Source organism: Sporosarcina luteola (assembly GCF_023715585.1).
GTDB classification, from domain to species: Bacteria; Bacillota; Bacilli; order Bacillales_A; family Planococcaceae; genus Sporosarcina; species Sporosarcina luteola_D.
Genome location: NZ_JAMBOK010000002.1, coordinates 349,780 through 374,224 on the forward strand (window position 1 = coordinate 349,780; position 24,445 = coordinate 374,224).

The window sequence follows — 24,445 nt, forward strand, 5'->3', positions numbered from 1 at the left end:
AATGAAAAGAATGAAACGAATGAGAGCACCATTCGCAGCCAAACGATTTGTCGATGAATACTTTCCTCGTTGCCAGGCTGCAGTCCTCGCGGGAAGCGTTGTCAGGGGAGAAGAAACTCCGACATCGGATCTGGACATTGTGATTTTTGACAATCAATTGGAAGTAGCCTACCGTGAAACTCTTATTGAATATGGCTGGCCAATTGAAGTATTCGTACATTCTTTAACTTCCTATCAAACCTATTTTCGAAGTGATGCGGAACGAGCGCGTCCTAGCTTGCCGCGAATGGTAGCGGAGGGGATTGTTTTGAAGGACACCGGCATTTTATCAACGATTAAAAACGAAGCTGCCGAGCTGTTAAATGCAGGACCAGCCCCTTGGTCGGAACAGACATTGTTGACGAAGCGGTACATGCTGACAGATGCGCTTGGTGATTTACTAGGAACACAAAATGAGACAGATGCGCTATTCATCGCAAATACACTCGCCGAAGCGATTCATGAATTTGTACTTCGGACGAATGGACAGTGGATTGGCGCCTCCAAATGGATCGTGCGGGCATTGAAAGAGTATGATGAAGACTTTGCCGATCGATTTGTGGAAGCATTTCACATGTTTTATAAAACTGGAAACCGTGAAGGAATCATAGAACTAACAGATGAGGTGCTAGCACCATATGGAGGAAGATTATTTGTAGGGTATTCTGTAGGGAAATGAGGGTTGGCTATGACGGTTACTCATGTTAATTGGGGTGGACATCAGTTGAGGCTAACGTGGATGCGGGATTTGATGCCGGTTCGAGAACTGATCACAAGCGTCCATGCTGTTTGTTTTTATGAAGGTAAACTGCTTATGGTTAACTTGAATGACCGCGGTTGGGATTTTCCTGGAGGACATATCGAAGCGGGTGAAACAGCGAAAGCTTGCGTCTGTCGCGAAGTAATGGAGGAGGCCTATGTGGCGGGAGATTGCACGCACTTAGGCGCGATTGAAGTGAGCCATGAAGAAAATCCGTTATGGAATTCATCCAGCCCCTACCCGAAAGTGGGCTATCAAGTATTTTATCGAATGGACATTACAGAATTTCTATCATTTGACGCTGGTTTTGAATCATCGGAGCGGAAGCTGATTCGGCCGGAAGAGGCGGCTCATTACCATAAGGGATGGCAGAAGAGTTTCGCTGAAATTTTGGACGCGGCAAGAAGTGTTCAGGAGTTATCTATTGAATAAGAAAAGATATCTATTGGGTAGTAGGAAATATCTATTGAATACCAACAGTTATCTATTGAATAAAGAAAGTTATCTATTGAATCCTGAACATTATCACCAAATCGAGACCTTGGCACTATGTGATATAAAGGCAGATGGCTAAAATGAAGATAAGAAAATTGCAGCATCATGAAATACCACCATATGATTTACTTCTGCTCGCCGATCCTTCTTATGAACTTGTTGAAGCGTACATAGCAGATGGCGAATGTTATGTATATGAGGAGAACGATGACATAATTGGAGTCTTTGTGATAGTTCCGTTGTCCGAAGTTACAGTGGAGATTAAAAACATAGCAGTCAGTGAAAATAGGCGAGGACAAGGAATTGGCAAGAAATTACTGCAAGAGGCAATCAAGGTCGCGAAAAGCAGCAGCTATGAAGAGATTGAAATCGGAACGGGAAATTCAAGCATAGGTCAGCTTGCACTTTATCAAAAATGCGGATTTCGTATTTCGGATGTGATCAAGGACTTCTTCGTACTGCATTATGACGAGGTCATCATGGAGAATGGCATTCAATGCGTGGATATGATTCGGCTTAGGATGAAAATTTAATGGAAGAAGGAAAACCGATGCGAATACCAGAGAAGTTAAAACGGGAAGATGAAATCCGGATCATTGCACCTAGCCGCAGTGCTAGCATTCTATCGGAGGAAGGCGTTCAAATTGCAAAGCAACAGTTGGAGAATTTAGGCTTTATCGTGTCATTCGGCAAACATGTCTTTGACAAAGACCTTCAAAACTCCACTTCCATTCAGCAAAGGGTCGAGGATTTACATGATGCATTTGCTGATAAAAATGTAAAAGGAATTTTGACAGTCATTGGCGGTTTTAATTCCAATGAACTCCTCCCTTACATCGATTATGAATTAATTAAAAACAACCCTAAAGTGTTTTGTGGATATAGCGATATTACGGCAATCGGCACAGCAATATCGACGCAAAGTGGATTGGTCACGTACTCAGGGCCCCATTTCTCAAGCTTTCAAATGAAGAAGGCGCAGGAATACCAAACACAATTCTTCATGCAATGTCTCATGCAGAATGAACCGTTTGAGTTGAAGCCGTCTGAACAATGGAGCGATGATGCATGGTATTTGGATCAGGAAAACCGGATATTTGAGAAGACCGTTTGGAAAACGTATAATGCCGGAGTTGCAAGTGGAAAGCTATGGGGCGGAAATGTATGTACGCTTAATTTGCTGCAGGGGACTACGTATATGCCCAATATCGAAAATGCAATAGTGTTTGTAGAAGACGATGAGATGACGATTCCAGAAACGTTCGCCAGAGATTTGACGTCTTTACTGCAAAATGCGCAGTCCATAAAGGCCCTTGTCATCGGCAGATTTCAACGTGCGTCAAAAATATCGGAGGAACAATTGCTGTTTATTCTTGATAAGCATCCGATACTGAAGAAAATTCCTGTGCTTTATGATGTGGATTTCGGCCATACGCAGCCAATGTTTACATTCCCGATTGGCGGAGAAGTGCAGATTGATGCGGAGATAGGATCATTGAAACTTGTGAGGTTCTAAGGTGTAGGGGAGGAGTAATCGTGTTTATGAATGTAAATGTATGGTCATTTTTAGGTGCATTAGTTTGCATTCCTTTATTTTTATTTACGATATTTACTCCAACTATTTTTAAACTGTTTCAAATGACAGGTACTCATCCGTTGATTATCGTTTTTGGCGTAACATTAGTTATCTTTCTCTTCGGTCTTGTAGGATTGAAGGACGTTAGAGAATGGAAAGCCATGACTAGAAGTATGGTGTCACTAATCCTTACTGCTCTATTGATGGTTGTGATTGGTTTTATTATGATTGTCGGCAGTTTGCTTAGTTGAACGTCGTACATCTGCAACTGCAAAGCCTCTACTTACTAAATGGAAAGAGCGTCTCAGTAAAAGGAGGCGCATCTTTTATTTGTTCAATCTTTATGTTTGCCCCTGTTGCTCATTACCTTGTAAGTGAATAATCCCATTAACAAAGGGCAGTCTAATCCTTAGAAAAAGTTGAAAGGATTGGATCTGTTTGTACTACTACAAGGAAGAGCTTATTAATATTATTACTCCCGATAAACCAGACCCTGAAGCTGCAAGAGTTTTACAAGAAATATTAGGCGGGCATTTTGGTGAAATGAGAACGATGATGCAGTATTTCTTCCAAAGCTCCAATTTTCGAGGGAAAGATACACAATATCGAGATTTGCTCCGAGGCGTTTTCTTGGAAGAGATCGCGCATGTCGAATTAGTTCAAAATACAATAAATCAGCTATTAAATGACTCAGGCCATTCTGCAGCGCCAGGTAACGCCGGCGTCGATCAAGCTCCATTGAACGAGGCAACTAGACATGCAAATCCACACCATTATATTATTGGCGCTCAATCTTCTCTACCAGTCGACGCTTCTGGCAACCCTTGGAATGGTTCTTGGGTGTATGCTCATGGAAACCTCATCGCTGATTTACTCGACAATTTGGTACTCGAATCAACAGGTGTCCTCCAAAAAACACGTATTTACGAAATGAGTTCAAATAAAACATTCCGCGAAACGCTAGCTTTTCTTATCGTTCGCGATAACGCCCATCAAAATGCTTTTGCTAAAGCTTTGGAGACGTTGGGCGTTGATTGGGGCAAGATACTCCCAATTCCTAATTATGATATAAACAAGTATCCTGAATGTAGAAAATATGTAGAGATGGGATACCATAATGCCCAGTTCAACTTTAGGTTGGACCCTACACGCATTGGAGAAATTCTTCAAGGTCAAACGCCAAGTAGAAATGATGGCTCGTTTACTGTTATTGATCCTCCTAAAGGGTTTCCAGTACCATTGATGCCAGACATGCCTAATGAACATAGTCCTGGAATCCAAGATATGAACCGCTAATTACTCAGCCCCTAGGCACGACGCAAGGGGCTTGTTATATTTTCAGCACCCATGTATTGTCACAAATTCGTCGGGAGACAAACAGGGACTTTCCCTTTACGCTAAAAGTAATAGATGTGAAGTTTTAGTGAGGGAGAGGGTTGCATTTGATGAGGTGGAAGTTGATTCCGATGTTGCTGGTTGCCGCTGTGATGATGACAGGTTGTGTATATGAGTATACGGAGGAAGATGGCTATCGGATGGCGGTCATCAATGAAGGGTTCCCGGTTCCGAAAAATGCCTATGAACTGAAGCCTGAAGATTGCACGTCGCAAATTGCAAAGTCGGCGAAGTATAAATTGAAGGGCATCGGGGATGAAGAGGGAACACCACCTGCAGATTATTTGGAGGAAATCCAAAGATGGGGATGGAACGAGCTTGAAGACAAAAGGGTCGGCCATGTTCATTACTTTGAGAAAAAGGGTAAAATCATGTCGCTCATCATTCAGGAAAATGTATTTGATGTGTTTGAGATGAGTGATGATGTGGAGTTGTGATTGGTTATTCAAATAAATGGAAAAGAATCCACTGGTATGGATTCTTTTTTTGAGATTTGATTCATAGCTCATTTTACATATTCACTCATTTCGCGACCTTAATCAAACGCTCTCAGGACCCTCAAATTATCAAGCGTCAGCACACCGCTCCATTCCTGCTTTGCAGTTTTCCAGACGTCTTCATATCGTCCCCATTCCCATGTAGGTTTCCAGCTGCCGTCTTCTGATTGAGTAGAAATTAGATGCTGGATGTTGGCAGGGATGAACTCCTTAAAATCTTCATATAAAAAAGAAGTTGGGGATGATACGACTTGAAGAGGAAGCAGGCAATAGTCGTGCCATTTTTCCTGATCTGTCGTCACGCTGTGATGGGCAATCTCGCGCACCCTAGCAGAAATTTTCTCTGCTTCTTTCGCAGGCAATTCTCTCATCAATTTCACCAAGCACTGCAATTCATGAAAGTCGTTCGTCGCCTCTTCGTTGGTATAAGCAACTGCGTGGGCAGTCAACTTTTCTAGAAACTCCTTAGGAACAAGCCCCTTGTAATGATGAAGCAATCCCGTCATTTCAGCGCTTGGATTTCCCCATGGCCAATCGCCGCCGTAATTCCACCAGATGGCGCGCGGCGCTGTTTCCACTTCCTTCGGGACAATTTCCCATCCCATCTTCTCTTCGTTAAATGTATCGAGTGCATATTGAATAGCACGTTGCACCATTAGATCCGATTCATCCGCTCCAATGCGAATCAAATGCTGTAATCCAATTGTCGTCGCTAACGCTGACGATGCCTCACACCTGAAATCAGGCTCCAATCCATTTCCGAAACCGCCGTCTTCATTTTGATAAACCTTAAGCTCCTCTAACACTTGCACCCGGCTGCCATTTTCAAATTCAAATTCGAATAGCGCTTTTTCTAATGGTCGTGCACTTACTTTAAGAAAATCTGCGGCTTGTAGATATTGTTCGGTCGCTAATTTTTCCATTTGAATCCCCACTTTCGAATAAATGAGTAATATGGATACTTTCGCTATTGTTATCTGTGAATCCTTCCCAATTAAAAATAAAGACACCCATTGAATGGATGCCTTTATCTGATATCAATTAAAATTCATATTCCGCAAGCACTCTCGCAATTGCATCTTCAATCGGTGTAACAGGTCCAGTTACATAATTGTTGATTAAAATCGAGAAAATCAGTTCTGTTCCGTCTTTTGCGGTGACGTAACCGGACAGGGTAGAGACGCCTGTGATGGAGCCGGTTTTTGCTGTAACATTTCCGGCTGTCAACCCATTGCCCATCCGATTGCGGAGTGTGCCGCCGATCATCCGCTCAGGAACGCCTGCGATCGGCAAGGAAGCTTCGAACGCAGGGAACCAGCTTTTCCCTTGGATGTTATACAGTAATTTTGTGAATTCATCTGCAGAAACGAGGTTCTTATGCGACATGCCTGAGCCGTCGCGAAGGACGAGCGTATCTGTGTTGACGCCGAAGTGCTTTAGTTTATCCTTCATGACGGCAAGACCTGCACTCCAACTGCCATCGCCGCGCTGTACTTTCCCCATTTCCTTGACTAACGTTTCCGCGTGTCCGTTGTTGCTCAACTTCATGAATGGAATGAAAAGCTCTTTTAGCGGCATCGATTCTTTCGAAACAAGAACGGTAGCGTTACCAGGTGTCACACCGATCTCCATTCCACCATTCCCGACAAGTTCAATGCCTTGTTCTTCGAGTGATTTCTTAAAGACATCAAGGGTTAACCCTGTCGGCTCCCAAACAGCGGACCATGATTGAGATCTCGTGCCTTCTACAGGGATTTTGCCCTCAATAATAATCCTGTTCGTTCCATGCTCACGCGCGATGGATATGCTTTTCGCTTCGCCTTTCGATACTGTTGTTGCACGGTTGACAATCTCAACGTAGTCCGTCTCCGGAGTGAGTGTCACTTTCGGAAGATCCCCGGCTTTACTGCCAGCATTCACTTCGACAATGACAGTTCCCGCGTCATAGTCTTCGTTCGGGGAAAGCGTCAGTGCAGAAACTTGTGCTCCGACATAATTATGCTCATCCGACCAGTTTAAATCCTGGGAATAACGGTCATCATCATACCAACTGTCGTCAGCAATCAGGTTTCCGTTGACCTTGTCGATCCCTTTCGACTTCAAATCCTTTGCGAATTGATCCAAATCCTTTTTCATCAACGTCGGGTCGCCTTTACCTTTTAGATAAAGGTTGCCGTGAATCATTTTTCCTTTTACTTGTCCGTCCGTCAGCACTTCTGTGGAGAACTGATAGTCAGGACCCAATATGTCCATTGCCGTCGAGCCCGTCAGCAATTTCATATTGGAAGCAGGGCGGAGGCGGATGTCGCCGAAGTGGGAAAAGATCGGTTCACCCGAATCGGCCTTCCGCACACTGACCCCGGTAATTCCCCCTTGGAGCTTCGGGTCTTTCAAGATTGCCAATAATTTTTGATCTAAGGTTGTCGAATCAATGGATGCTGCGGGAGTTGTTTCCCCGGATGCGGCGACAGATGAATACGTTCCTTCATGTGTTACCGGAAATAAGGCGATCAAAGCAATGACCATTGCCAGGAAAGCCCTTTTGAGAAGACATTGCTGTTTCATTAACATGCTCACATCCTTTCATCCTTTGTACTTGATTGTACTTCAACTTATTTAAAGAGGGTAGACAGAAAACAGAATATTATAAATTTGAAGCATTCTACCTAAGTGGGTGAGTAGTCATTATTCAGTATATGTATGAAGTGGCATTGCTCATACATACTGAAGCCTGTCTAGGCAGCTGAAGGAGATTTCAGTGGTCCATAATAAAAAACCGCCAGTTATGGCGGTTTCACAAGATTTATTCCCCTAAATCAACATTATGATAAACTTGCTGAACGTCTTCAAGATCATCCAATGCGTCAATCATTTTCTCGAACTGTGCTTGCGCGTCAGCATCCAATGTCACGTCATTATGAGCGAGCATTGTCAATTCAGCTACGGAGAATTCCGTGATGCCGGCGTTTTTTAACGCTTCCTGCACGGCGTGGAATTGGTCCGGTTCAGCGTAGACAATGACCGTATCTTCTTCTTCTAAAATATCGCGTACTTCAACGTCTTCTTCCATTAGAAGTTCCAACACTTCATCCGCAGTTTTGCCTTCCAAGCCGAACACGGCAGTCGCGTCGAACATGTACGCAACGGAACCGCTGACGCCCATGTTTCCGCCGTTTTTCCCGAATGCTGCACGCACTTCGGAAGCGGTACGGTTTACGTTGTTCGTAAGCGCGTCGACAATCACCATTGAGCCGTTCGGGCCGAAGCCTTCGTAACGGAGCTCGTCATAGTTTTCCTCCGCGCCGCCTTTCGCCTTTTCAATCGCACGGTCAATGATTGCTCTTGGCACATTGTATGTTTTCGCGCGTTCAATGACCATTTTGAGGTTTTGGTTCAACTCTGGATCAGGTTCACCTTGTTTTGCTGCAACATATAATTCACGCCCGAACTTTGCGTATATTCGACTCGTATTTGCATCCTTCGAAGCTTTTTTTTCTTTAATATTATTCCATTTACGGCCCATCTCTTTCACACTCTCTTTCAATCTGAGCATAGATTTCGTCGAGCTATTATACACCCGTTGCATGAATGCTGACAAGCGAAAAACCCTTTAAATGGAATAGGGGGGGCCTCGTTCCGGCACCTAAACAAGTAATAACGCATCCAAATCCACCGATGGACAATGCTCCGATCTTCTTCTTGACTACATCATAAGGCGTTTTTCAGTATGAAACCTTGACCTTCATTAAGATTTCGCTTTTTAATAAAGGAAAAGTGCCTTATACTGAAAGTGAACAAAGGTGCCTTAATTTCTGCAAAAAACGCAGAAATACGGCAAATCGAACTCTGCGTGGTTCGATTCACTACATTTTCGAATAGAGAGGAAACGTGGGCATGGAACTTGTATATAAAGGCAAGACGAAAGATGTTTATAAATTGCATGATGGCAATGTTTTATTAGCATTCAAAGATGACGTGACCGGGGAAGACGGCGTGTTCGATCCGGGAGCGAATACAGTAGGATTGACGATTGAAGGCGCAGGGCAATCAGGCTTGCGCATGACAAAATTCTTTTTTGAGAAATTGGCGGATAAAGGGATTCCGACGCATTATATTAATGCGGATATCGAGAATGTGACGATGACCGTGAAACCGGCAACCGTATTCGGAAAAGGGCTGGAAGTCATTTGCAGGTTCCGCGCGGTCGGAAGTTTCTTGCGGCGATATGGAGCATATTGCGAAGAAGGACAACCGTTGGATGCATTTGTTGAAGTGACGATCAAGGACGACGATCGCAATGATCCGCCGATCACGGAAGATGCATTGGCGCAGCTCGGAATTTTGACGGAGGACGAGTATGCGGTTTTAGAAAAATTGACGAAGGAAATTTCGGTCGTTGTGAAAGAGGAGCTTGCAGTGAAAGGGCTTGATCTTTACGACATCAAGCTTGAATTCGGGCGTGATCCTGAAGGGAATATCATGCTGATCGACGAAATTTCCGGGGGCAATATGCGTGTGTATCAAGACGGTGTTTACGTAGCGCCGCTTGACCTGGAGAAATTGGTATTAGCTTAATAGAAGAGACCGCTGTTCATTCCAATAAGGGGAGTGGGCAGCGGTTTTTTTTATTGGCAATCGCGTCCAAAGTGTGTGCTCTCGCGTCCAAAGCGAGGCCTCCGCGTCCAAAGCGAGCCCTTGAGCGTCCAAAGTGAGGCACTTCGCGTCCAAAACAAGCCCCTCCGCGTCCAAAGTAAGCCTACTCCGCTCAAACTATTCTCGAAAAACAGGCGGGAAAACTTACCACTACTAAATCCCCTCCAGTTGGGCATGCTTGGCAGGAATAAACGTGGAGGAGGAACTACAGTGAAGAAAAAACTAGTAATGGTAGTACTAATTAGTGTCGTAATCGTAGTGGCGGGCTGTGGGAAAGCGAATAAGAAAGTGCCTGTCAACGCGGAACAGATGGAAGCGATCGTCTCTCCTTTATTGAATACGGAAGGGAAGGAAATCGGTGAAGTGACATTGGTTCAAGAGACGGAAGGCGTTATGATCAATGTGCAGGCGGAAGATTTGCCGCCTGGACTGCATGGCATTCATATCCATGAAACCGGTGTATGCACACCACCGGATTTCACATCCTCCGGAGGGCATTTCAATCCGACCGGGAAAGAACATGGCTTCGACAATCCGAAAGGCTTCCATCTCGGCGATTTGCCGAATATCGAAGTGCCGGAGGACGGAAAAGTGTCGTTTAAGTTGACGACTTCCGAAATTACGCTGAAAAAAGACCAGGAAAACTCTATCCTCGATGAGGACGGAAGCGCAATCGTCATCCACGAAAAGGAGGATGATTACAAGACGGATCCTGCAGGGAATTCCGGTGCGCGTATTGCCTGCGCCGCCATCACAGGGAAGAAATAAGAAAAACCGGTCCTAGGACCGGTTTTTTTATGGCTTCAATATCACTTTAATGCAATCATCTTCGTGCTCGTAGAAATGGTGATAGGCAGCCGATGCTTCCTCGAGAGGTACGACATGCGAAATGATTTCCGTAGGATCAAATTCGCCTTTCGTAATCTTATCAAAAAGCGTCGGCATGTAGTGGATGACCGGAGCTTGGCCCATCTTCAGCGTAATATTCCTTTCGAACATATTTCCGAGCGGAAACATGTTGTAGAGCGATCCATACACGCCTGTCAGATGGATCGTCCCGAATTTGCGTACGGCTTGGTAGCCGATTTCAACTGCACTTAACGTTCCGCCTTGCATCTTCAACTTCTGTCCGACTTTCTCGGCAATATTCTTCTTTCCATCCATTCCGACACAATCAATGACAATATCCACTCCGCCGCGGGTGATTTCTTTAATATGTGCACCCATATTGTCGTAGTCATCGAAATTGAAAGCTTCCACTTTGTTCATCTTCACGGCATGGTTCAGCCGGTACGGGACATGGTCGACTGCGATGACGCGTTTCGCGCCTTTCATCCACGCAAATTTCTGCGCCATCAGCCCGACAGGTCCGCAACCAAGCACAGCAACCGTATCTCCATGCTTCACGCCTGCATGTTCAACGCTCCAATAGGCGGTCGGTAACACATCGGACAGGAAAAGCAGCGCCTCGTCGGGAAGCTCGCAAGACTCGGGCACGACGAACGGTGTGAAATTTCCATACGGGACGCGCAGATATTCCGCCTGCCCTCCAGGATAATCGCCATACCGTTCGGTGAATCCGAAATACCCGCCTGTATCAACATGGGGATTCGGGTTCGAATTGTCGCATTGGCTTTCCATCTGATGCTCGCAATAAAAACATTGGCCGCATGAAATATTGAACGGAATGATGACCCGGTCACCTTTCTTCACTTTCGTTACATTGGGTCCGGTTTCTTCGACAATCCCCATCGGTTCATGGCCGATGACGTATCCCTTATGGGTAGGCAAAGCGCCTAAATAGATATGCAGATCGGACCCGCAAATGGCAGTGGACGTTACCTTAACGATAATATCATCAGGCTTCTCGATCTTCGGTGCTTCAACCTTTTTCACTTGAATATCTTTCACGCCTTGGAATGTTACAGCTCTCATTCGAACTCCTCCTTCTCTACGTGCTTCTTCCTATATTCCCCATTAGGGTCAGAAATAGTCGCGAAGTGTTCATTGCAGGAAAAAGTTCTCCGTGTAATACGGCTGTGATTTCTCGTTGAAAGCGACTCCGATGCCGAGATGGCTATAGTCCTTAATTAAAATATTCTCCCGATGTCCTAACGAATTCATCAGACCTTCATGCGCAAAAATGCTGCTTGACTGACCATACGCCAAATTTTCACCAGCCCTGCGGAACTTGATATCATCCTCTTTCATCCGATCGAAAGGTGACAGCCCTTGTAAATTTTCATGGCTGAAATAATCATTGATCGCCATATCGCGGCTATGTTTGCGTGCTGTATCGGCAACTCTATCATCCCATCGTAAAATCGAGCGGCCGTGCCGGACACGGGCGGCGTTCGTCAAATCGAAGAGCTGCTCTTCGAACCCATTGCGCAACGATACATCTCCGCCCGCATACATACCGGATTTCCTTTGTTCCAATGCGGTCGTGATGAGCTGTACGGCTGTCACGGTTTCATTTTGATGAAGATCATAAAACACATACAGATAGACATCCCCGGCTTTAAAGAGATCCATCCCTTCATTTTCCTGAAGGACATAGATGTTCAAGCCTTTCCGGATCTCTTTCAACGGCTCGCCATAGGCTTTCCGTACATCGGCTTTCGGTGTGCCGTACCGAATTCCTGCTTTCGAAGAAATGAGGTCATCATTCGTGTAAACGGCGTTCACTTTCGAATTTTCATCGAAGGAGATCATGACAAAATTCTGGTAATCCTCATGGTATGTGAACCACTCGGTGCCGTATTCATTCAATGAATAGCTTTTCGGCTCGCCAAGCTCTGCCTTCACTTGTTCCTCGGTTGCGCCAATTTCGATATTATGGATGGACATTGCGGAGTGATCGGGTTTGTCCAAGCTCGGCTTAGCCACTTTATCTGGAATTAGCTGTTCCACTTCAGACGTCTTCGAAGAGATATATAGGAATAATCTATCGGCAGCGTTAAGGATGGAGTTCATAGTGGAAGTGACCGGTTCTTTCCCTAGTATGCCTTCAACCTTTTCGTCAACAGGATTCAGGAAGGAAAGGTCGATGTACTTCGAAACGGGCTCTTCCCATAAAGGTTTTGCGAGATAAAGTGTAACTATGAAAATGATGAATAGAAAAATCCTCTTCACGGAAATCGCCTCCTTTCTAGTATTGTACCCGCTGGAGGTGCGATAGATACAGTTGGACACTTTGATAGTTTGAGTCCGGGCGGAAAGGCGGTATACTGGTAGAACACTATTGGATCGGAGTACAGGAAATGAAAATGACGAAAAAAATGCAAAGTGCTCTTGTGATGGAGAACAATATACAGCTGTTCAAATGTCCAATCTGCTCTGCGGAAGTGGGAATGGAGGCGCATTCCCGTCTCATCTGCCGGAACATGCACTCATTCGACTTGGCGAAAAGCGGATATGTCAATTTGGCGCCGCAAGCCCATGCAACGAAATATGATAAATCACTGTTCGAAGCGAGGACTGCCGTTATGGGCAGCGGGTTTTTCGAGCCTGTCCTTGAAAATATCACTTCCCGTTTGGCTGATCAATTGGCGCGAGTTGAGCGTCCTGTCGTACTGGATGCGGGCTGCGGGGAAGGAACCCATTTGCAGGCAGTTCATTCTCGGTTGCAAACTGGAAGTGTCGGCATAGGCATTGATTTGGCAAAGGAAGGCATTGCGGCGGCTTCGAAAGCCTACCCGGGAATCATTTGGAGTGTTGCAGACCTGGTTGCCATGCCGTTTGCAGATGCCCGTACCGATGCGATTCTGAACATCTTATCACCGGCGAATTACGCAGAGTTTAACCGGTTGCTGAAGCCCGGCGGCGTATTGGTGAAAGTCGTACCGGAAAGCGGGTACTTGCAGGAATTGCGGAACGTCTTCTACGACGGGAAGCAGCAGAAAGAAGAGGCTGACCCGGTAGCAAGGTTCTCTGAACAGTTCGATGCGGTCGAGACGGAACGGGTGACATATACGTTTGAATTGCCGGACGGACTACTCGCACCGTTGATCCGCATGACCCCGCTCACATGGAATGCGAGTGAAGAGCGGGTGGAAGAAGTGATTGCGACGGGAATGAAAGAGATTACGATTGATTTGCGGGTGATTGCAGGCGTTCGGCGGTAATTATAAATGGCCTAACGGTGATAAAGTCGTTGCGAGCGGTGATAAAGCAGCCGTAAGCGGTGATAAACTCAGTCCAAGCGGTGGTAAACGGTCCATTAGCGGTGATAAGCTCGACGCGAACGGTGATAACCTGGATTTTCAGGTCGCCCCGAAAGGAAGATGGTTAGATGTTCAGTGGCATTAGTTCGATTCCAAATTGGTTTTATATGTTGGCGTTCATAGTTGTCATACTGCTCGTCATTATTATTGAATGGAAGACGCGATAGGAGGGATTGCATGGCGAATAAAAAGGACAAGCGGGTGAAACCGAAATTGTCTCTGGAACATGAGCTGTTGAGGCCTTCGGATATATGGAACCGGGATGGGTTCATAGAAAAAGCGAGGTTCGAAGGTGGTGTAATGCCAGGTGCAGATGGGGAGCGCCTCGTGTTCGATAATTGCATGTTCAAGGATATGTCATTTGCGAACAGTGATTGGAGAGGCGCAGAATTCGTCGATGTTTTATTCCAGACATGCGATTTCTCAAACGTCCAAATGGAAAATGTCATGTTCCACCGATGCGAAATCATTGCTTCCAAGCTGACGGGTACAGATATGGCCAATTCCAATATAGGACATCTCCTCATGAAGGAATGTGACGCCCGCTATGCGAACTTCAATTTTTCTAAAATGAAGGAAGTTCAGTTCGCGGAGTGCAACTTAGAAGATAGCGATTTTTACGAATGCGATTTCAAACAGGTCCGATTTGAAAAGTGCAAGCTTGACGATGCGAATTTCTCGGAAACCGATTTGGATGGCGTGGATTTATCCGACAATACATACGAGCGCATCGAAGTGACAGTGCCGAAGATTGCGGGATGCATCGTTTCGACGGAGCAGGCACTCGGTTTTGCGCGTGCGCTAGGTCTAACGGTGAGGGATGAATGATGGTATACTGGAAAGACATTTGACAAAGAAAGAGTGGCCAAAACATGCTAACATTTGAACAAAAACAGCAAATCATTGAGACATTCCCTGAACTGACGCGGAAAGAAGTTTCGATGAAGAGGCTCAATTACCATTTTGAAGATAGCTTATATGAAAAAACAGTCGTCGTGCAGCATCTTCATCCAAACGGCAACGGATTTGTATACCTGGAAGGGGTCCCGGGTTACGAGACGGATGACCGCGGGCTCGTCAACATCCGTGAAGCGACGGAAGAAGAGTTGAAAAAGGCAATCCGCGACGCCATCCGTGCACTTTCAACCGAAGAGGCTGAAGAAGAGGAATCGATTGAAGAGGTGTGGGTGAATGAGGAAGGCCAGAAGCTGACGTTGCTTGGGGAAGAAGGCTTTTTCAATATTTACCACGGGTATAATTTGGAAGAGGGCTTCGGCGATTATCAGGAAGCCGTCGACTATTTGGTAGAGGAGAAATTCAAGCTTAGCAAGGGGTGACGCCATATGAAGGGAAGAACGCTCGTCATCGGGCTCGTCGTCTTTGTCATCGCAGTCGTTGCAATGATCTATTTTGCGATGACTGCACAGTTTGATAAAGACCGGCAGGAAAGCCCACAAGTTGAGATTAATGATAAAAATTAAAAGCTGCCTGGCCAAACGGATAAGATCGTTGTCCAGGCAGTTTTTATTGTCATCTAGCTCCGGTCGGCAGCCTCTCGGGTCGCTTCAATCTTAAAAAGAAAAGGCAAAAAGCGCCTTTTCTTTTAATGCCAATTCCCAGCTTTATATTCACCTTTCCTAAACGGCATCCACCAGTTCCACTTGCCAAATAATTTCATTAGACTCGGAACAAGCAGCAAGCGGATGATCGTCGCATCAATGGCGACCGCAATCGCGATGCCGACGCCGATCTGCTTCACCGGCATGACGTCTGTGAACGCGAATGCACCTGTCAATACAATCATGATCAATGCTGCGGATGTAATGATCTTGCTTGTTGTCGCCAGCCCTTCGACCGTCGAATGATCGTTATCGAATGTATTCGCGTACTCCTCCTGCATCCGAGAAATGAGGAACACTTCATAGTCCATGCTCAAGCCGAAGACGAGACTGAAGACGAGGATCGGAATGATGAGTGCAATCGTTCCGGGATGTATTCCGAAATGACCGTATTGGAATATATAGACGAGAATTCCGAACGTCGCGGACAGCCCGACGATGTTCATTAAAATCGCCTTCAACGGAATAAGCACCGAGCGGAACGCAATCATAAGAATGATGAACGTCGATACAAGGATTATCGTTAGAACAGACACGATATTGCCGAAAATCTCATCGAAAATCTCCTGATTGAACTTCGGTTGACCTCCGACCAACAGATTCCATTCCGATTGCTCCGACCAATCCCGCGCCCATTGCTGCGCTTCGTCGGACGAGCCTTTCGCCTGAAGCGTCACTGGAATCAATAATTGATTATCCTTAACGAATGAATCAAGCAAAGGTTTAAGCTGCGCCTTCATTTCAGGAACTTGCATCGCTTGCTCCCATGCTTCAGGAGATCCAACTCCACTAGCAGTGAAAATTGTAGTCAGTTTGTCGACCAATGGATCATCTGCCAGGTCTTCTTCCAATGCCTTCAACGCATGTAAGCCTTCCGCGTCAGACCAGCCTCCACTCCGTTCCGCGATCAAGTACACATTTGACCGCTTACCGAGCCCGAAAGCGTCATCCATCAATTCGTACGAAGCCCGCGTATCATACGACGCCGGCAATGAATCGATCTGTGGAATCGTCAAATCCATATTTTTAACAGGAATTATTGCAATGCCCAGTAAAACAAGCGCCACAATCGTAATAAGAATGGGCCGTTTAATTACGGCATTGGCGAACTGCCTCCATCGGTCTGAACCGTTTTCCTTCACCTTTAACACGCGGCCCTTATTCAAACGGTCGCCGAGCATTATCAAAATCGCTGGAAGCAGCGTTACTGAACTGAGAACCGCCATACCGACGACAATCATCCCGCCGAGCGCAATGTTCTGGAAGATCTCAACTTTGATTATAAACATCGCACCGAGACCGATGAACACACAAAAGGCCGAGAAAATGACAGAGCGTCCCGCCGTGCGGATCGTTGTGCCAACAGCCTCCAGTACATCGTTCTTTAATCGCTCTTCCCGGTAGCGGCTAATGAACAGAAGCGAAAAGTCGATGCTCAAAGCGAGCCCAAGCATCGGAACGATATTCAATACAAAGATAGCTAACTCCATCTGTCCGCCAACCAAAGCCAACACGCCGAACGTCGTTACGATTGTCGCCACCCCGACGATCAACGGAACCATCGACGCCATTAGCGAACCGAATGCAAAGAGAAGGACGATAATTGCGATTGGCAAGCCGATTGCCTCCGCCTTCATCAAATCGCGTTGGCTCGCGCTGTTGATGTCTTTCGTAATGGCGGATTGGCCGGTCAGCACAATGCCTTTCTCATCACCGATCGCTTCCCGGATATCTGTGACGACTTTGGACATATCCTTGCCGTTCTCTTCAAAGTGGAGCAATGCATAGGAGACATCCTTCGTATATTGTTCTTCGTTATTCAACGGGGAAACGACTTCGGAAGCAAGATCCAGCTTCTCAATTTCAGTCAAAGTGGACGCAATCGTTGCATCACTAACTTCATCAAAAACGACAAACATCGTTTCTGCTGGTAAATCAAACTTCTCAGAAGCGATTTTCATCACTTGTTCGTGCTCTCCATCCATTCTAAAGCCATCACCCGCGAGCAGCCCAGGCAAACGGATTGCGAAAATAGCCATGGCAATGAAAAGTGCAATCCAAGCTATCAGGATCGTTTTATAATGCTTCGTAACTAAAAGCGCAAGTGTGCGCATACCATCGTCCTCCCCAAACTTTCTGTCTGCTCCTTATCATAACTAAATTGGATAGGAATGTCTTTTTTAAAGGGATAGTTTGGGAGAATTGGTCTGAAGCGGGAGGGTCGATGTAAACAGTCCAGAGACAACGAAAAAAACCACTCCCCGAAGGAAGTGGTTTTGAAGGGTTAATTCAAATTAGTTTTTTTCAACGTTAGTTGCTTGAAGTCCGCGTTGACCTTGTTCGATTTCGAAAGTCACGTCTTGGCCTTCTTCAAGAGTTTTGAAGCCATCGCCTTGGATAGCTGAGAAGTGTACGAATACATCGTCGCCATCTTCACGTTCGATGAAGCCATAACCTTTTTCTGCGTTAAACCATTTTACTTTACCTTGTTCCATGTTTGTTTCCTCCTTGTGTACAGAAGTACACATTGTGTTACTATCCTTGCTCAAGTCTTGAAGCGGTCAAACGTTACAACGTGACCATCGCGCCGAACAAAAATAATTCTCCTTTATCATAACAGACGACATTTGGCAATGCAAGTGAAAAGTTTTGTATTAGAATAATAAATTCAAAATTTGATACACAATAGCGGCAAGAGCAGCAGAAATGGGCATTGTAATCACCCATGTGAGGACAATTTTTTTCGCAACTCCCCATTTGACGCCTTTAACACGCTGCGCGGAGCCGACTCCCATGATTGCGGAAGAGATGACATGCGTCGTGCTGACAGGCAAGTGGATAAGCGTCGCCCCGAAAATAATCATGGCGGAGCTCAAATCGGCGGCTGCTCCATTGACTGGGCGGATCTTCATGATCTTTCCGCCGACAGTCTTAATGATTTTATATCCACCGATGGATGTCCCAAGCCCCATCGCAGTGGCAGCAGCAATCCGAACCCAAAGCTGGATATCGTCGCCCGTCTGCAACTGTGCAGCCATCAATGCCATTGTAATGATTCCCATCGCCTTCTGGGCATCGTTCGTACCGTGCGTAAATGCTTGCAAAGCCGCGGTTCCAATCTGCAAATATCGGATCCGTTTATTCGCCTTGAACAAATTCCGGTTCTTCAATAAAACCTTGAAAAGCGTCATCATCAGGAACCCGGCCGCAATTGCGATGAACGGGGAAATGAGTAGGGCTTGCATGATTTTGATAAATCCGCCGTATTCCAAAACCCCGAACCCGGCCGCTGAAATGGCGGCACCTGCGATCGAGCCGATCAACGCATGCGACGAACTCGAAGGAATGCCGTAATACCAAGTGATTAAATTCCATGCAATCGCAGCAGTAAGGGCTGCCAAAATGACAAGAGATCCTTTATCCAACATAAACGGATCGACAATGTCTTTTGAAATCGTCTTGGCAACACCTGTAAATGTCAATGCGCCGATGAAATTCATAATTGCAGCCATATAAATGGCTGTCCGCGGTTTTAATGCGCGAGTCGATACCGAAGTCGCAATGGCATTCGCCGTATCGTGGAACCCATTGATGAAATCGAATGCGAGCGCAAAAACTACGATAGCTATCGTGAGAAACAATACTAATTCCATAATTGCTGCTCCTTACGCGTTTCGCATGATGATTGTTTCAAGTGTGTTTGCCACGTCCTGGCAATGATCCGCAATGTCTTCGAGCAGTTCATAAATATCCTTGAACTGGATGATACGGATCGGATCCTTTTCACGGATGAACAGCTGTTTAATCGATGTGCGAAGGACCTCATCGCAAATCCGCTCATATTCTTTGATCAAAACAGCGTGATCCCGCATCTGGACAAGTTTCTTCTTCGCAAGCAATTCCATCGCCTTGACGATTTCATCGGAGCTTTTCACGATATTATCCATGAACTTCTGGACATATTCATCGATTTCCGTGAGCGAGAACATTTCAAGATTCGCTGCGAAATGTTCGATTCCGTCGAGGATATCGTCCATCTTAATGGCCAATTGCAAAATATCTTCCCGTTCAATCGGCGTCATGAAAGAAATGTTGAGCTTGGAGATAAGGTCGTGAATCAAATCATCCCCTTCTGTCTCATACTCTTTCAATTTAATGCTTACTTCTTTTAAATCTGCAACCGACGTCACTTTAAAGTCATTCGCATAGTGCATCGCTTCTTGGACATGCTCAGCAATCTCCAAAAGAGCTGCGAAAAAAGGATCGGTTTTACGTGGACTGAACATTTTTAAGCCTCCATCCGTTTCCGGAATCAATTTTTTGTAGCCTAATCATAACAAAAAACAATGAAATAAGTACAAATATACGGGCTGATTTATTTTTTTATCGACAACTTGGGTGAGATCATATGGTGAAAAAATCGAAATTTATTTCCAGGAATTTTGAAACTTTATTAGCGGTAGCCCGTATGTATAGTAGAATTCAAATAGGAGAAGGCGAGGTGAAAGGATGGAAGTGTTCGGTATGCCGGTCATCCATGTCTATTTGACCGTGCTCATAATCGCAGGATTGGCGACCGTGCTGTACATTCTATTCAGTGACATTGCAGAAGGGATTGGCGATGCGAGTCCAATTTTGGATCCCGCAGTCATTCTTGCATTCATTTCATTTACATCAGCAGTCGGTTATATTTTGGAGTTGACGACCGAATGGAATCATATGCTGATCTTGATCATTGCGCTTGGAGCAGCGACCGCATTGGACTTCCTTCTATATTTCTTCGTGCTCCTTCCTTTGAAATCCGCAGAAGTATCGCTTGCTTACACCGATGAATCACTCACTGGCCAAGTCGGCAAAGTCATCGTTCCGGTACCGGTTGATGGCTTTGGCGAAATCATCATTGAAACAGTGAACGGCATCATTTCAAAAAGGGCTGCGGGGTATGAAAACAAAGCGATCGACTACGGAAAAGAAGTGTTGGTCATCGAAGTGAAAGAAGGGACGTTCATCGTTAAGGAATATGAGCCTTTCCGCTTCAAGTGATCAAATCAAACCAATCCATTAAGGGGGAATCGGAATGCCAGGAACACTCGTTGTCATTGGTATTGTAGTGTTCATCTTGCTTGCTGTCATACTCGTCTACATTTCAAAGTATAAGACAGTCGGGCCGGATGAAGCGCTAATCGTCACAGGAAGTTATTTAGGATCGAAAAATGTACATACGGATGACTCGGGCAACCGGATCAAAATCATCCGTGGGGGGGGAGCGTTCGTCTTCCCTGTGTTCCAACAAGCGGAACCGCTCAGCTTGCTTTCAAGCAAACTAGAAGTGACGACGCCTGAAGTGTATACAGAACAAGGAGTTCCAGTCATGGCAGATGGAACAGCTATCATTAAGATCGGCGGATCGATTTCTGAAATCGCGACGGCAGCGGAGCAGTTTTTAGGAAAATCGAAAGCCGACCGCGAAAACGAAGCGAAGGAAGTGCTGGAAGGGCATTTGCGTTCCATTCTAGGATCCATGACGGTCGAGGAGATTTATAAGAACCGTGATAAGTTCTCCCAGGAAGTGCAGCGTGTAGCGTCACAAGACTTGGCTAAAATGGGGCTTATCATCGTTTCATTCACAATTAAAGATGTCCGCGATAAAAACGGCTACTTGGATTCACTCGGTAAACCGCGTATCGCCCAAGTGAAACGCGATGCCGATATTGCCACAATGGAAGCTGAAAAAGAGACGCGCATCAAGAACGCGGAAGCATCGAAGGAAGCACAAAAAGCGGAAATCGAACGTGCTACGGAAATTGCTGAAGCGGAGAAGGAGAATCAGTTGAAAGTTGCTGACTACCGCCGCGAGCAAGATGTCGCGAAAGCACGCGCTGACCAAGCGTATGAGCTTGAATCCGCACGTGCGAAGCAGGAAGTTACAGAGCAGGAGATGCAAGTCAAAATCATCGAGCGTCAAAAGCAGATCGAGTTGGAAGAGAAAGAGATTCTGCGCCGTGAAAAGCAATATGATTCCGAAGTTAAGAAAAAGGCCGACGCGGACCGTTACGCGATCGAGCAAAACGCTGCCGCCGATAAGTCTCGTCAAATGGCTGAAGCGGAAGCAGAGAAATACCGCATTGAAGCACGTGCTGCGGCAGAAGCTGAAAAAATCCGCCTTGACGGTTTGGCAAAAGCCGATGCGCAACGTGCACAAGGTGAATCTGAAGCCGATGTCATCCGCCTGAAAGGTCTTGCCGAGGCCGAAGCGAAACGCAAAATTGCGGAAGCGTTCGAACAGTACGGCCAGGCAGCTGTGCTTGACATGATCGTTAAGATGATCCCTGAATACGCGAAGCAAGTTGCAAGCCCGCTTTCGAACATCGATAAGATCACAGTCGTCGACACGGGCGGCGGTGAAGGCGGCGGAGCCAATAAAGTGACATCCTACGCAACGAACCTAATGTCTACATTGCAGGAATCATTGAAAGCCTCATCAGGCATCGATGTAAAAGAAATGATGGAAAGCTACGTTGGTAAAAACAATCTTCGTCCTAGCATCGATAACCTGGCGGAAGAACTTCGTACGAAGCCGACACCAGTCAAACCGAAACCTGTTGATGAGGAATAAGCTTTACTTGAACACCCGTACCACATTCGTGGTACGGGTGTTTTTTATTTGTCAAAAGCATTAGGCGCGACAAAGCACGGCCACGTCGAAAGTGATGCCGCCCGCGCCCAAAGCAAGCTGCTCCGCGCCCAAATTGATGCCCCCCGCGTCCAAAGCAAGCTGCTCCGCGCCCAAAGTGATGCCCCTCGCGCCCAAAGCAAGCTGCTCCGCGCCCAAAGTGATGCCACGCGCGCCCAAAGCAAGCTGCTCCGCGCCCAAAGTGATGCCACGCGCGCCCAAAGCGAGCTGCTCCGCGCCGAAAGTGATGCCCCCGCGCCCAAAGCAAGCTGCTCCGCGCCCAAAGTGATGCCACGCGCGCCCAAGGCAAGCTGCCCCGCGCCCAAAGTGATGCCCCGCGCGCCCAAAGCAAGCTGCTCCGCGCCCAAAGTGATGCCCCCCGCGCCCAAAGCAAGCTGCTCCACGTCCAAAGTGATGCCGCCCGCGCCCAAAGTCCACCCACATCTTAAGAATTTCTTCATTTTTCTCCTCACTCCCCCTTAAGATTCTCACCGTACAATGAGAAACAGTTACTAGCTTGGAGGGAAAATCATGATACAGGTTCAGGAATTAACACATTCATTCAAAATCGGCAAGAAAGGCAAGGAGAGGCAAGTTCCGGTTTTAAAAGGGCTGTCCTTTGCAATCAAGGAAGGAGAAATCGTTTCGATCGTCGGACGGAGCGGGTCGGGGAAATCGACGCTTCTTCATATATTGGCGGGATTCCTTAAGCCGGATGCCGGCATCATTCAGATTGGCGACGTGCGGACATCCGCTTTCAGTGAGGCGGAGAGCGCTAAATTCCGCCTCGATCATTTCGGCTTCATCTTTCAAAATTTCCAGCTCATGCCGGGTCTTACGGCATTTGAAAATGTGGAGCTGCCGCTCAAACTCGCCGGCGTTGCCAAAAAGATTCGCCGGGAAAAAGTCCAACAGCTTCTTCAGCTCGTTGGCCTGACAGAGGTGCAAGACCATTATCCGAATGAATTATCGGGAGGTCAGCAGCAGCGGGTGAGCATCGCACGTGCGCTCATCACCGATCCACCGATCATCTTTGCGGACGAGCCAACTGGGAGCCTTGACTCAGAGACAGAGCAGGACATCCTGCTGCTCATCCAATCGCTCAATAAAACCCGCGGCATCACATTCATCATCATTACACATGACGACACAGTAGCGGAAACCGCGGATCGCGTTTACAAGATGCATGACGGTGAATTAACGGAAGGGGGTGTCGGACATGCAAGTTAACGATCAAATCGATTTCGTCCGACAACATATCAAAAAAAACAAACTGCGTGTCTTCATGACAATTCTTGCCGCAACGATGGGGACAGCTTTCCTGATCGTGCTTGCTTCCGTAGGGTTCGGCATCCACGACACGCTGCGGAACGAAATACTCGATAACCGATTAATCAACCAGATAGAAGTGTATTCAAGTGAGATGGATCTGGCCAAAGTGGAGAAACTGAAAAAACGTGAACATGTGAAAGCGGTCGTCTTCCGCCAATCTGTAAGCATTAATCAGCAATCGGAACTAGACGGATTCATCGGCAGCCATAACATGACGGTCACAGAATTCCAAGAGGAAGCCAAAGCGGGCTTTGCCTTACAAGAAGGGCGCTTGCCGGAGAATGAATATGAAGTTGTTGTCGGAAACGACTTCGCAGAAAATCTGATCGAATTAAATACGGTTGACAGGGAAGCGGAGCCTTCAACATATAAAGGATCTTTAATCGGCAAACAGTTCACATACAAAATGGGATTGTATGAAGAAAAGGAACTGTTCCCGGAAAAAATAACATTGACCATCGTGGGCGTCGCGAAAGAGCCGGCGAAGGATTGGATCATGGATTTCAATATCTATGCGGATGCAGCCATCATGCCTGACTTGACCAGGATTTTTACTAGTCACGTTGATGACGAGAATAGCGAACTGTTCTATGGGAACGTCAATGTCTATGCCGAGAACTTGGAAAACGTCACAGCTGTCAGCAAGGCGCTCAAAGATGAAGGATATTCTGTTTACTCGATTGCTGATCAACTCGAACAGCTTGACGTCTTCTTCCTCGCATTCAAAGCCGGCCTCGTCTTCGTCGGTACAATTGCAATCTTAATTGCCTCCATCGGCATCTTCAACACGATGACAATGGCTGTCACGGAACGGACTCGTGAAATCGGCGTCATGAAAGCGATCGGAGCAAGTCCGAAACTGATCCAAAGACTGTTCCTCATGGAAAGTGCCTGGATCGGTATATTAGGGACTATCATCGCAGTCATCATTTCTTACGGCGTCAGTTTCATTGCCAATATGGTATTGCCAATCATCGTTTCAGCTGCACTCGGGGAAGAGGAGATCGCAAGCATGGATATCACATTTTCCATCATTCCATGGCAGCTTGTCATCATCGCATCCGCAATCAGCATTACAGTTGCCATGATTTCTGGCTGGCGCCCGGCTCGCAAAGCGACAAAAATTGACGTCATTCAGGCACTGAGACAGGAATTATAAAAGAAAGTATATTCTATTTAT

27 protein-coding genes are annotated in these 24,445 nt (G+C 46.4%); 17 read left to right on the forward strand and 10 right to left on the reverse strand.

Annotated elements, in window-relative coordinates; genetic code table 11:
* Position 1 precedes the first annotated feature (1 nt).
* The 7 genes from M3193_RS12165 to M3193_RS12195 all read left to right on the forward strand — a co-directional run bounded on the left by M3193_RS12165 (position 2) and on the right by M3193_RS12195 (position 4,702).
* Complete coding sequence (locus M3193_RS12165; protein WP_251628002.1) at positions 2-718, forward strand: nucleotidyltransferase domain-containing protein; 717 nt, start codon at positions 2-4, stop codon at positions 716-718.
* 9 nt (positions 719-727) lie between these two features.
* Positions 728-1,231, forward strand: coding sequence for an NUDIX hydrolase (locus M3193_RS12170; RefSeq protein WP_251628004.1), 504 nt, complete (start codon positions 728-730; stop codon positions 1,229-1,231).
* A 143-nt stretch (positions 1,232-1,374) separates the two neighbouring features.
* Complete coding sequence (locus M3193_RS12175; protein ID WP_251628006.1) at positions 1,375-1,827, forward strand: GNAT family N-acetyltransferase; 453 nt, start codon at positions 1,375-1,377, stop codon at positions 1,825-1,827.
* A 17-nt stretch (positions 1,828-1,844) separates the two neighbouring features.
* Entirely contained in the window at positions 1,845-2,810 is a 966-nt protein-coding gene (locus M3193_RS12180; RefSeq protein WP_251628299.1) for a S66 family peptidase, read from the forward strand.
* 20 nt (positions 2,811-2,830) lie between these two features.
* A complete protein-coding gene (locus M3193_RS12185) occupies positions 2,831-3,121 on the forward strand; it encodes a hypothetical protein (RefSeq protein ID WP_251628008.1) in 291 nt (96 codons plus the stop codon).
* Positions 3,122-3,308: 187 nt separating this feature from the next.
* A complete protein-coding gene (locus M3193_RS12190; RefSeq protein ID WP_251628010.1) occupies positions 3,309-4,166 on the forward strand; it encodes a manganese catalase family protein in 858 nt (285 codons plus the stop codon).
* Between the two features lie 146 nt (positions 4,167-4,312).
* On the forward strand, positions 4,313-4,702 hold the full coding sequence (locus M3193_RS12195; RefSeq protein ID WP_251628012.1) for a hypothetical protein: 390 nt from the start codon (positions 4,313-4,315) through the stop codon (positions 4,700-4,702).
* A gap of 98 nt (positions 4,703-4,800) precedes the next feature.
* Here M3193_RS12195 and M3193_RS12200 read toward each other — a convergent pair whose 3' ends face one another.
* From M3193_RS12200 to M3193_RS12210, 3 genes are all read right to left on the reverse strand, one after another.
* Entirely contained in the window at positions 4,801-5,685 is an 885-nt protein-coding gene (locus M3193_RS12200; RefSeq protein WP_251628015.1) for a hypothetical protein, read from the reverse strand.
* A 118-nt stretch (positions 5,686-5,803) separates the two neighbouring features.
* Positions 5,804-7,333: a D-alanyl-D-alanine carboxypeptidase/D-alanyl-D-alanine endopeptidase gene (dacB, locus tag M3193_RS12205; RefSeq protein WP_251628301.1), complete on the reverse strand. Its 1,530-nt coding sequence runs from the start codon at positions 7,331-7,333 to the stop codon at positions 5,804-5,806.
* A gap of 232 nt (positions 7,334-7,565) precedes the next feature.
* Positions 7,566-8,285 (reverse strand): YebC/PmpR family DNA-binding transcriptional regulator, encoded by a 720-nt coding sequence (locus M3193_RS12210; RefSeq protein WP_251628303.1) that lies wholly within the window; start codon positions 8,283-8,285, stop codon positions 7,566-7,568.
* 371 nt (positions 8,286-8,656) lie between these two features.
* On the opposite strand from M3193_RS12210, the gene M3193_RS12215 reads away from it, so the two are divergent.
* A complete protein-coding gene (locus tag M3193_RS12215; protein WP_251628017.1) occupies positions 8,657-9,337 on the forward strand; it encodes a phosphoribosylaminoimidazolesuccinocarboxamide synthase in 681 nt (226 codons plus the stop codon).
* A gap of 288 nt (positions 9,338-9,625) precedes the next feature.
* Entirely contained in the window at positions 9,626-10,183 is a 558-nt protein-coding gene (locus tag M3193_RS12220) for a superoxide dismutase family protein (RefSeq protein WP_251628019.1), read from the forward strand.
* A gap of 27 nt (positions 10,184-10,210) precedes the next feature.
* Here the strand turns inward: M3193_RS12220 and M3193_RS12225 are convergent, their stop codons facing one another.
* Together M3193_RS12225 and M3193_RS12230 are read right to left on the reverse strand one after the other, a co-directional pair.
* Complete coding sequence (locus M3193_RS12225; RefSeq protein ID WP_251628022.1) at positions 10,211-11,350, reverse strand: zinc-dependent alcohol dehydrogenase; 1,140 nt, start codon at positions 11,348-11,350, stop codon at positions 10,211-10,213.
* Between the two features lie 69 nt (positions 11,351-11,419).
* Positions 11,420-12,550, reverse strand: a complete 1,131-nt coding sequence (locus M3193_RS12230; protein ID WP_251628023.1) for a CAP-associated domain-containing protein — start codon at positions 12,548-12,550, stop codon at positions 11,420-11,422.
* A 128-nt stretch (positions 12,551-12,678) separates the two neighbouring features.
* Between M3193_RS12230 and M3193_RS12235 the strand changes: the two genes are divergently transcribed.
* From M3193_RS12235 to M3193_RS12250, 4 genes are all read left to right on the forward strand, one after another.
* Positions 12,679-13,542 carry a putative RNA methyltransferase gene (locus M3193_RS12235; RefSeq protein ID WP_251628031.1) on the forward strand — a complete coding sequence of 288 codons (864 nt, stop codon included), beginning with the start codon at positions 12,679-12,681 and terminating at the stop codon, positions 13,540-13,542.
* 276 nt (positions 13,543-13,818) lie between these two features.
* Positions 13,819-14,469 (forward strand): pentapeptide repeat-containing protein, encoded by a 651-nt coding sequence (locus M3193_RS12240; RefSeq protein ID WP_251628034.1) that lies wholly within the window; start codon positions 13,819-13,821, stop codon positions 14,467-14,469.
* Between the two features lie 44 nt (positions 14,470-14,513).
* Positions 14,514-14,978 (forward strand): hypothetical protein, encoded by a 465-nt coding sequence (locus tag M3193_RS12245; RefSeq protein ID WP_251628035.1) that lies wholly within the window; start codon positions 14,514-14,516, stop codon positions 14,976-14,978.
* A 6-nt stretch (positions 14,979-14,984) separates the two neighbouring features.
* The gene (locus M3193_RS12250) at positions 14,985-15,122 is read left to right on the forward strand and encodes a hypothetical protein (RefSeq protein WP_251628037.1); all 138 of its coding nucleotides are present in this window, start codon (positions 14,985-14,987) and stop codon (positions 15,120-15,122) included.
* Positions 15,123-15,244: 122 nt separating this feature from the next.
* Here the strand turns inward: M3193_RS12250 and M3193_RS12255 are convergent, their stop codons facing one another.
* The 4 genes from M3193_RS12255 to M3193_RS12270 all read right to left on the reverse strand — a co-directional run bounded on the left by M3193_RS12255 (position 15,245) and on the right by M3193_RS12270 (position 19,546).
* Positions 15,245-17,374 (reverse strand): MMPL family transporter, encoded by a 2,130-nt coding sequence (locus M3193_RS12255; RefSeq protein ID WP_251628038.1) that lies wholly within the window; start codon positions 17,372-17,374, stop codon positions 15,245-15,247.
* Positions 17,375-17,554: 180 nt separating this feature from the next.
* Positions 17,555-17,755: a cold-shock protein gene (locus M3193_RS12260; protein ID WP_060205704.1), complete on the reverse strand. Its 201-nt coding sequence runs from the start codon at positions 17,753-17,755 to the stop codon at positions 17,555-17,557.
* Positions 17,756-17,914: 159 nt separating this feature from the next.
* Positions 17,915-18,913 (reverse strand): inorganic phosphate transporter, encoded by a 999-nt coding sequence (locus M3193_RS12265; protein WP_251628040.1) that lies wholly within the window; start codon positions 18,911-18,913, stop codon positions 17,915-17,917.
* 12 nt (positions 18,914-18,925) lie between these two features.
* The gene (locus M3193_RS12270; protein ID WP_251628042.1) at positions 18,926-19,546 is read right to left on the reverse strand and encodes a DUF47 domain-containing protein; all 621 of its coding nucleotides are present in this window, start codon (positions 19,544-19,546) and stop codon (positions 18,926-18,928) included.
* A gap of 223 nt (positions 19,547-19,769) precedes the next feature.
* Here M3193_RS12270 and M3193_RS12275 point away from each other — a divergent pair, with 223 nt between their 5' ends.
* Together M3193_RS12275 and M3193_RS12280 are read left to right on the forward strand one after the other, a co-directional pair.
* A complete protein-coding gene (locus M3193_RS12275; protein ID WP_251628044.1) occupies positions 19,770-20,303 on the forward strand; it encodes a hypothetical protein in 534 nt (177 codons plus the stop codon).
* A gap of 34 nt (positions 20,304-20,337) precedes the next feature.
* Positions 20,338-21,876, forward strand: coding sequence for a flotillin family protein (locus M3193_RS12280; RefSeq protein ID WP_285851979.1), 1,539 nt, complete (start codon positions 20,338-20,340; stop codon positions 21,874-21,876).
* Between the two features lie 44 nt (positions 21,877-21,920).
* Here the strand turns inward: M3193_RS12280 and M3193_RS12285 are convergent, their stop codons facing one another.
* Positions 21,921-22,394 (reverse strand): hypothetical protein, encoded by a 474-nt coding sequence (locus M3193_RS12285; protein ID WP_251628046.1) that lies wholly within the window; start codon positions 22,392-22,394, stop codon positions 21,921-21,923.
* Positions 22,395-22,464: 70 nt separating this feature from the next.
* On the opposite strand from M3193_RS12285, the gene M3193_RS12290 reads away from it, so the two are divergent.
* Positions 22,465-23,163, forward strand: a complete 699-nt coding sequence (locus M3193_RS12290) for an ABC transporter ATP-binding protein (RefSeq protein WP_251628049.1) — start codon at positions 22,465-22,467, stop codon at positions 23,161-23,163.
* Entirely contained in the window at positions 23,153-24,424 is a 1,272-nt protein-coding gene (locus M3193_RS12295; protein ID WP_251628051.1) for an ABC transporter permease, read from the forward strand. Before M3193_RS12290 ends, M3193_RS12295 begins: the two co-directional genes overlap by 11 nt.
* Positions 24,425-24,445 lie beyond the last annotated feature (21 nt).

Coding starts and splice junctions, on each gene's coding strand:
- M3193_RS12165 (WP_251628002.1), top strand. CDS start 2: ATGAAAAGAATGAAACGAATGAGAGCACCATTCGCAGCCAAACGATTT.
- M3193_RS12170 (WP_251628004.1), top strand. CDS start 728: ATGACGGTTACTCATGTTAATTGGGGTGGACATCAGTTGAGGCTAACG.
- M3193_RS12175 (WP_251628006.1), top strand. CDS start 1,375: ATGAAGATAAGAAAATTGCAGCATCATGAAATACCACCATATGATTTA.
- M3193_RS12180 (WP_251628299.1), top strand. CDS start 1,845: ATGCGAATACCAGAGAAGTTAAAACGGGAAGATGAAATCCGGATCATT.
- M3193_RS12200 (WP_251628015.1), bottom strand. CDS start 5,685: ATGGAAAAATTAGCGACCGAACAATATCTACAAGCCGCAGATTTTCTT.
- dacB (WP_251628301.1), bottom strand. CDS start 7,333: ATGTTAATGAAACAGCAATGTCTTCTCAAAAGGGCTTTCCTGGCAATG.
- M3193_RS12210 (WP_251628303.1), bottom strand. CDS start 8,285: ATGGGCCGTAAATGGAATAATATTAAAGAAAAAAAAGCTTCGAAGGAT.
- M3193_RS12215 (WP_251628017.1), top strand. CDS start 8,657: ATGGAACTTGTATATAAAGGCAAGACGAAAGATGTTTATAAATTGCAT.
- M3193_RS12225 (WP_251628022.1), bottom strand. CDS start 11,350: ATGAGAGCTGTAACATTCCAAGGCGTGAAAGATATTCAAGTGAAAAAG.
- M3193_RS12235 (WP_251628031.1), top strand. CDS start 12,679: ATGAAAATGACGAAAAAAATGCAAAGTGCTCTTGTGATGGAGAACAAT.
- M3193_RS12240 (WP_251628034.1), top strand. CDS start 13,819: ATGGCGAATAAAAAGGACAAGCGGGTGAAACCGAAATTGTCTCTGGAA.
- M3193_RS12245 (WP_251628035.1), top strand. CDS start 14,514: ATGCTAACATTTGAACAAAAACAGCAAATCATTGAGACATTCCCTGAA.
- M3193_RS12250 (WP_251628037.1), top strand. CDS start 14,985: ATGAAGGGAAGAACGCTCGTCATCGGGCTCGTCGTCTTTGTCATCGCA.
- M3193_RS12255 (WP_251628038.1), bottom strand. CDS start 17,374: ATGCGCACACTTGCGCTTTTAGTTACGAAGCATTATAAAACGATCCTG.
- M3193_RS12260 (WP_060205704.1), bottom strand. CDS start 17,755: ATGGAACAAGGTAAAGTAAAATGGTTTAACGCAGAAAAAGGTTATGGC.
- M3193_RS12265 (WP_251628040.1), bottom strand. CDS start 18,913: ATGGAATTAGTATTGTTTCTCACGATAGCTATCGTAGTTTTTGCGCTC.
- M3193_RS12270 (WP_251628042.1), bottom strand. CDS start 19,546: ATGTTCAGTCCACGTAAAACCGATCCTTTTTTCGCAGCTCTTTTGGAG.
- M3193_RS12275 (WP_251628044.1), top strand. CDS start 19,770: ATGGAAGTGTTCGGTATGCCGGTCATCCATGTCTATTTGACCGTGCTC.
- M3193_RS12280 (WP_285851979.1), top strand. CDS start 20,338: ATGCCAGGAACACTCGTTGTCATTGGTATTGTAGTGTTCATCTTGCTT.
- M3193_RS12285 (WP_251628046.1), bottom strand. CDS start 22,394: ATGAAGAAATTCTTAAGATGTGGGTGGACTTTGGGCGCGGGCGGCATC.
- M3193_RS12290 (WP_251628049.1), top strand. CDS start 22,465: ATGATACAGGTTCAGGAATTAACACATTCATTCAAAATCGGCAAGAAA.
- M3193_RS12295 (WP_251628051.1), top strand. CDS start 23,153: ATGCAAGTTAACGATCAAATCGATTTCGTCCGACAACATATCAAAAAA.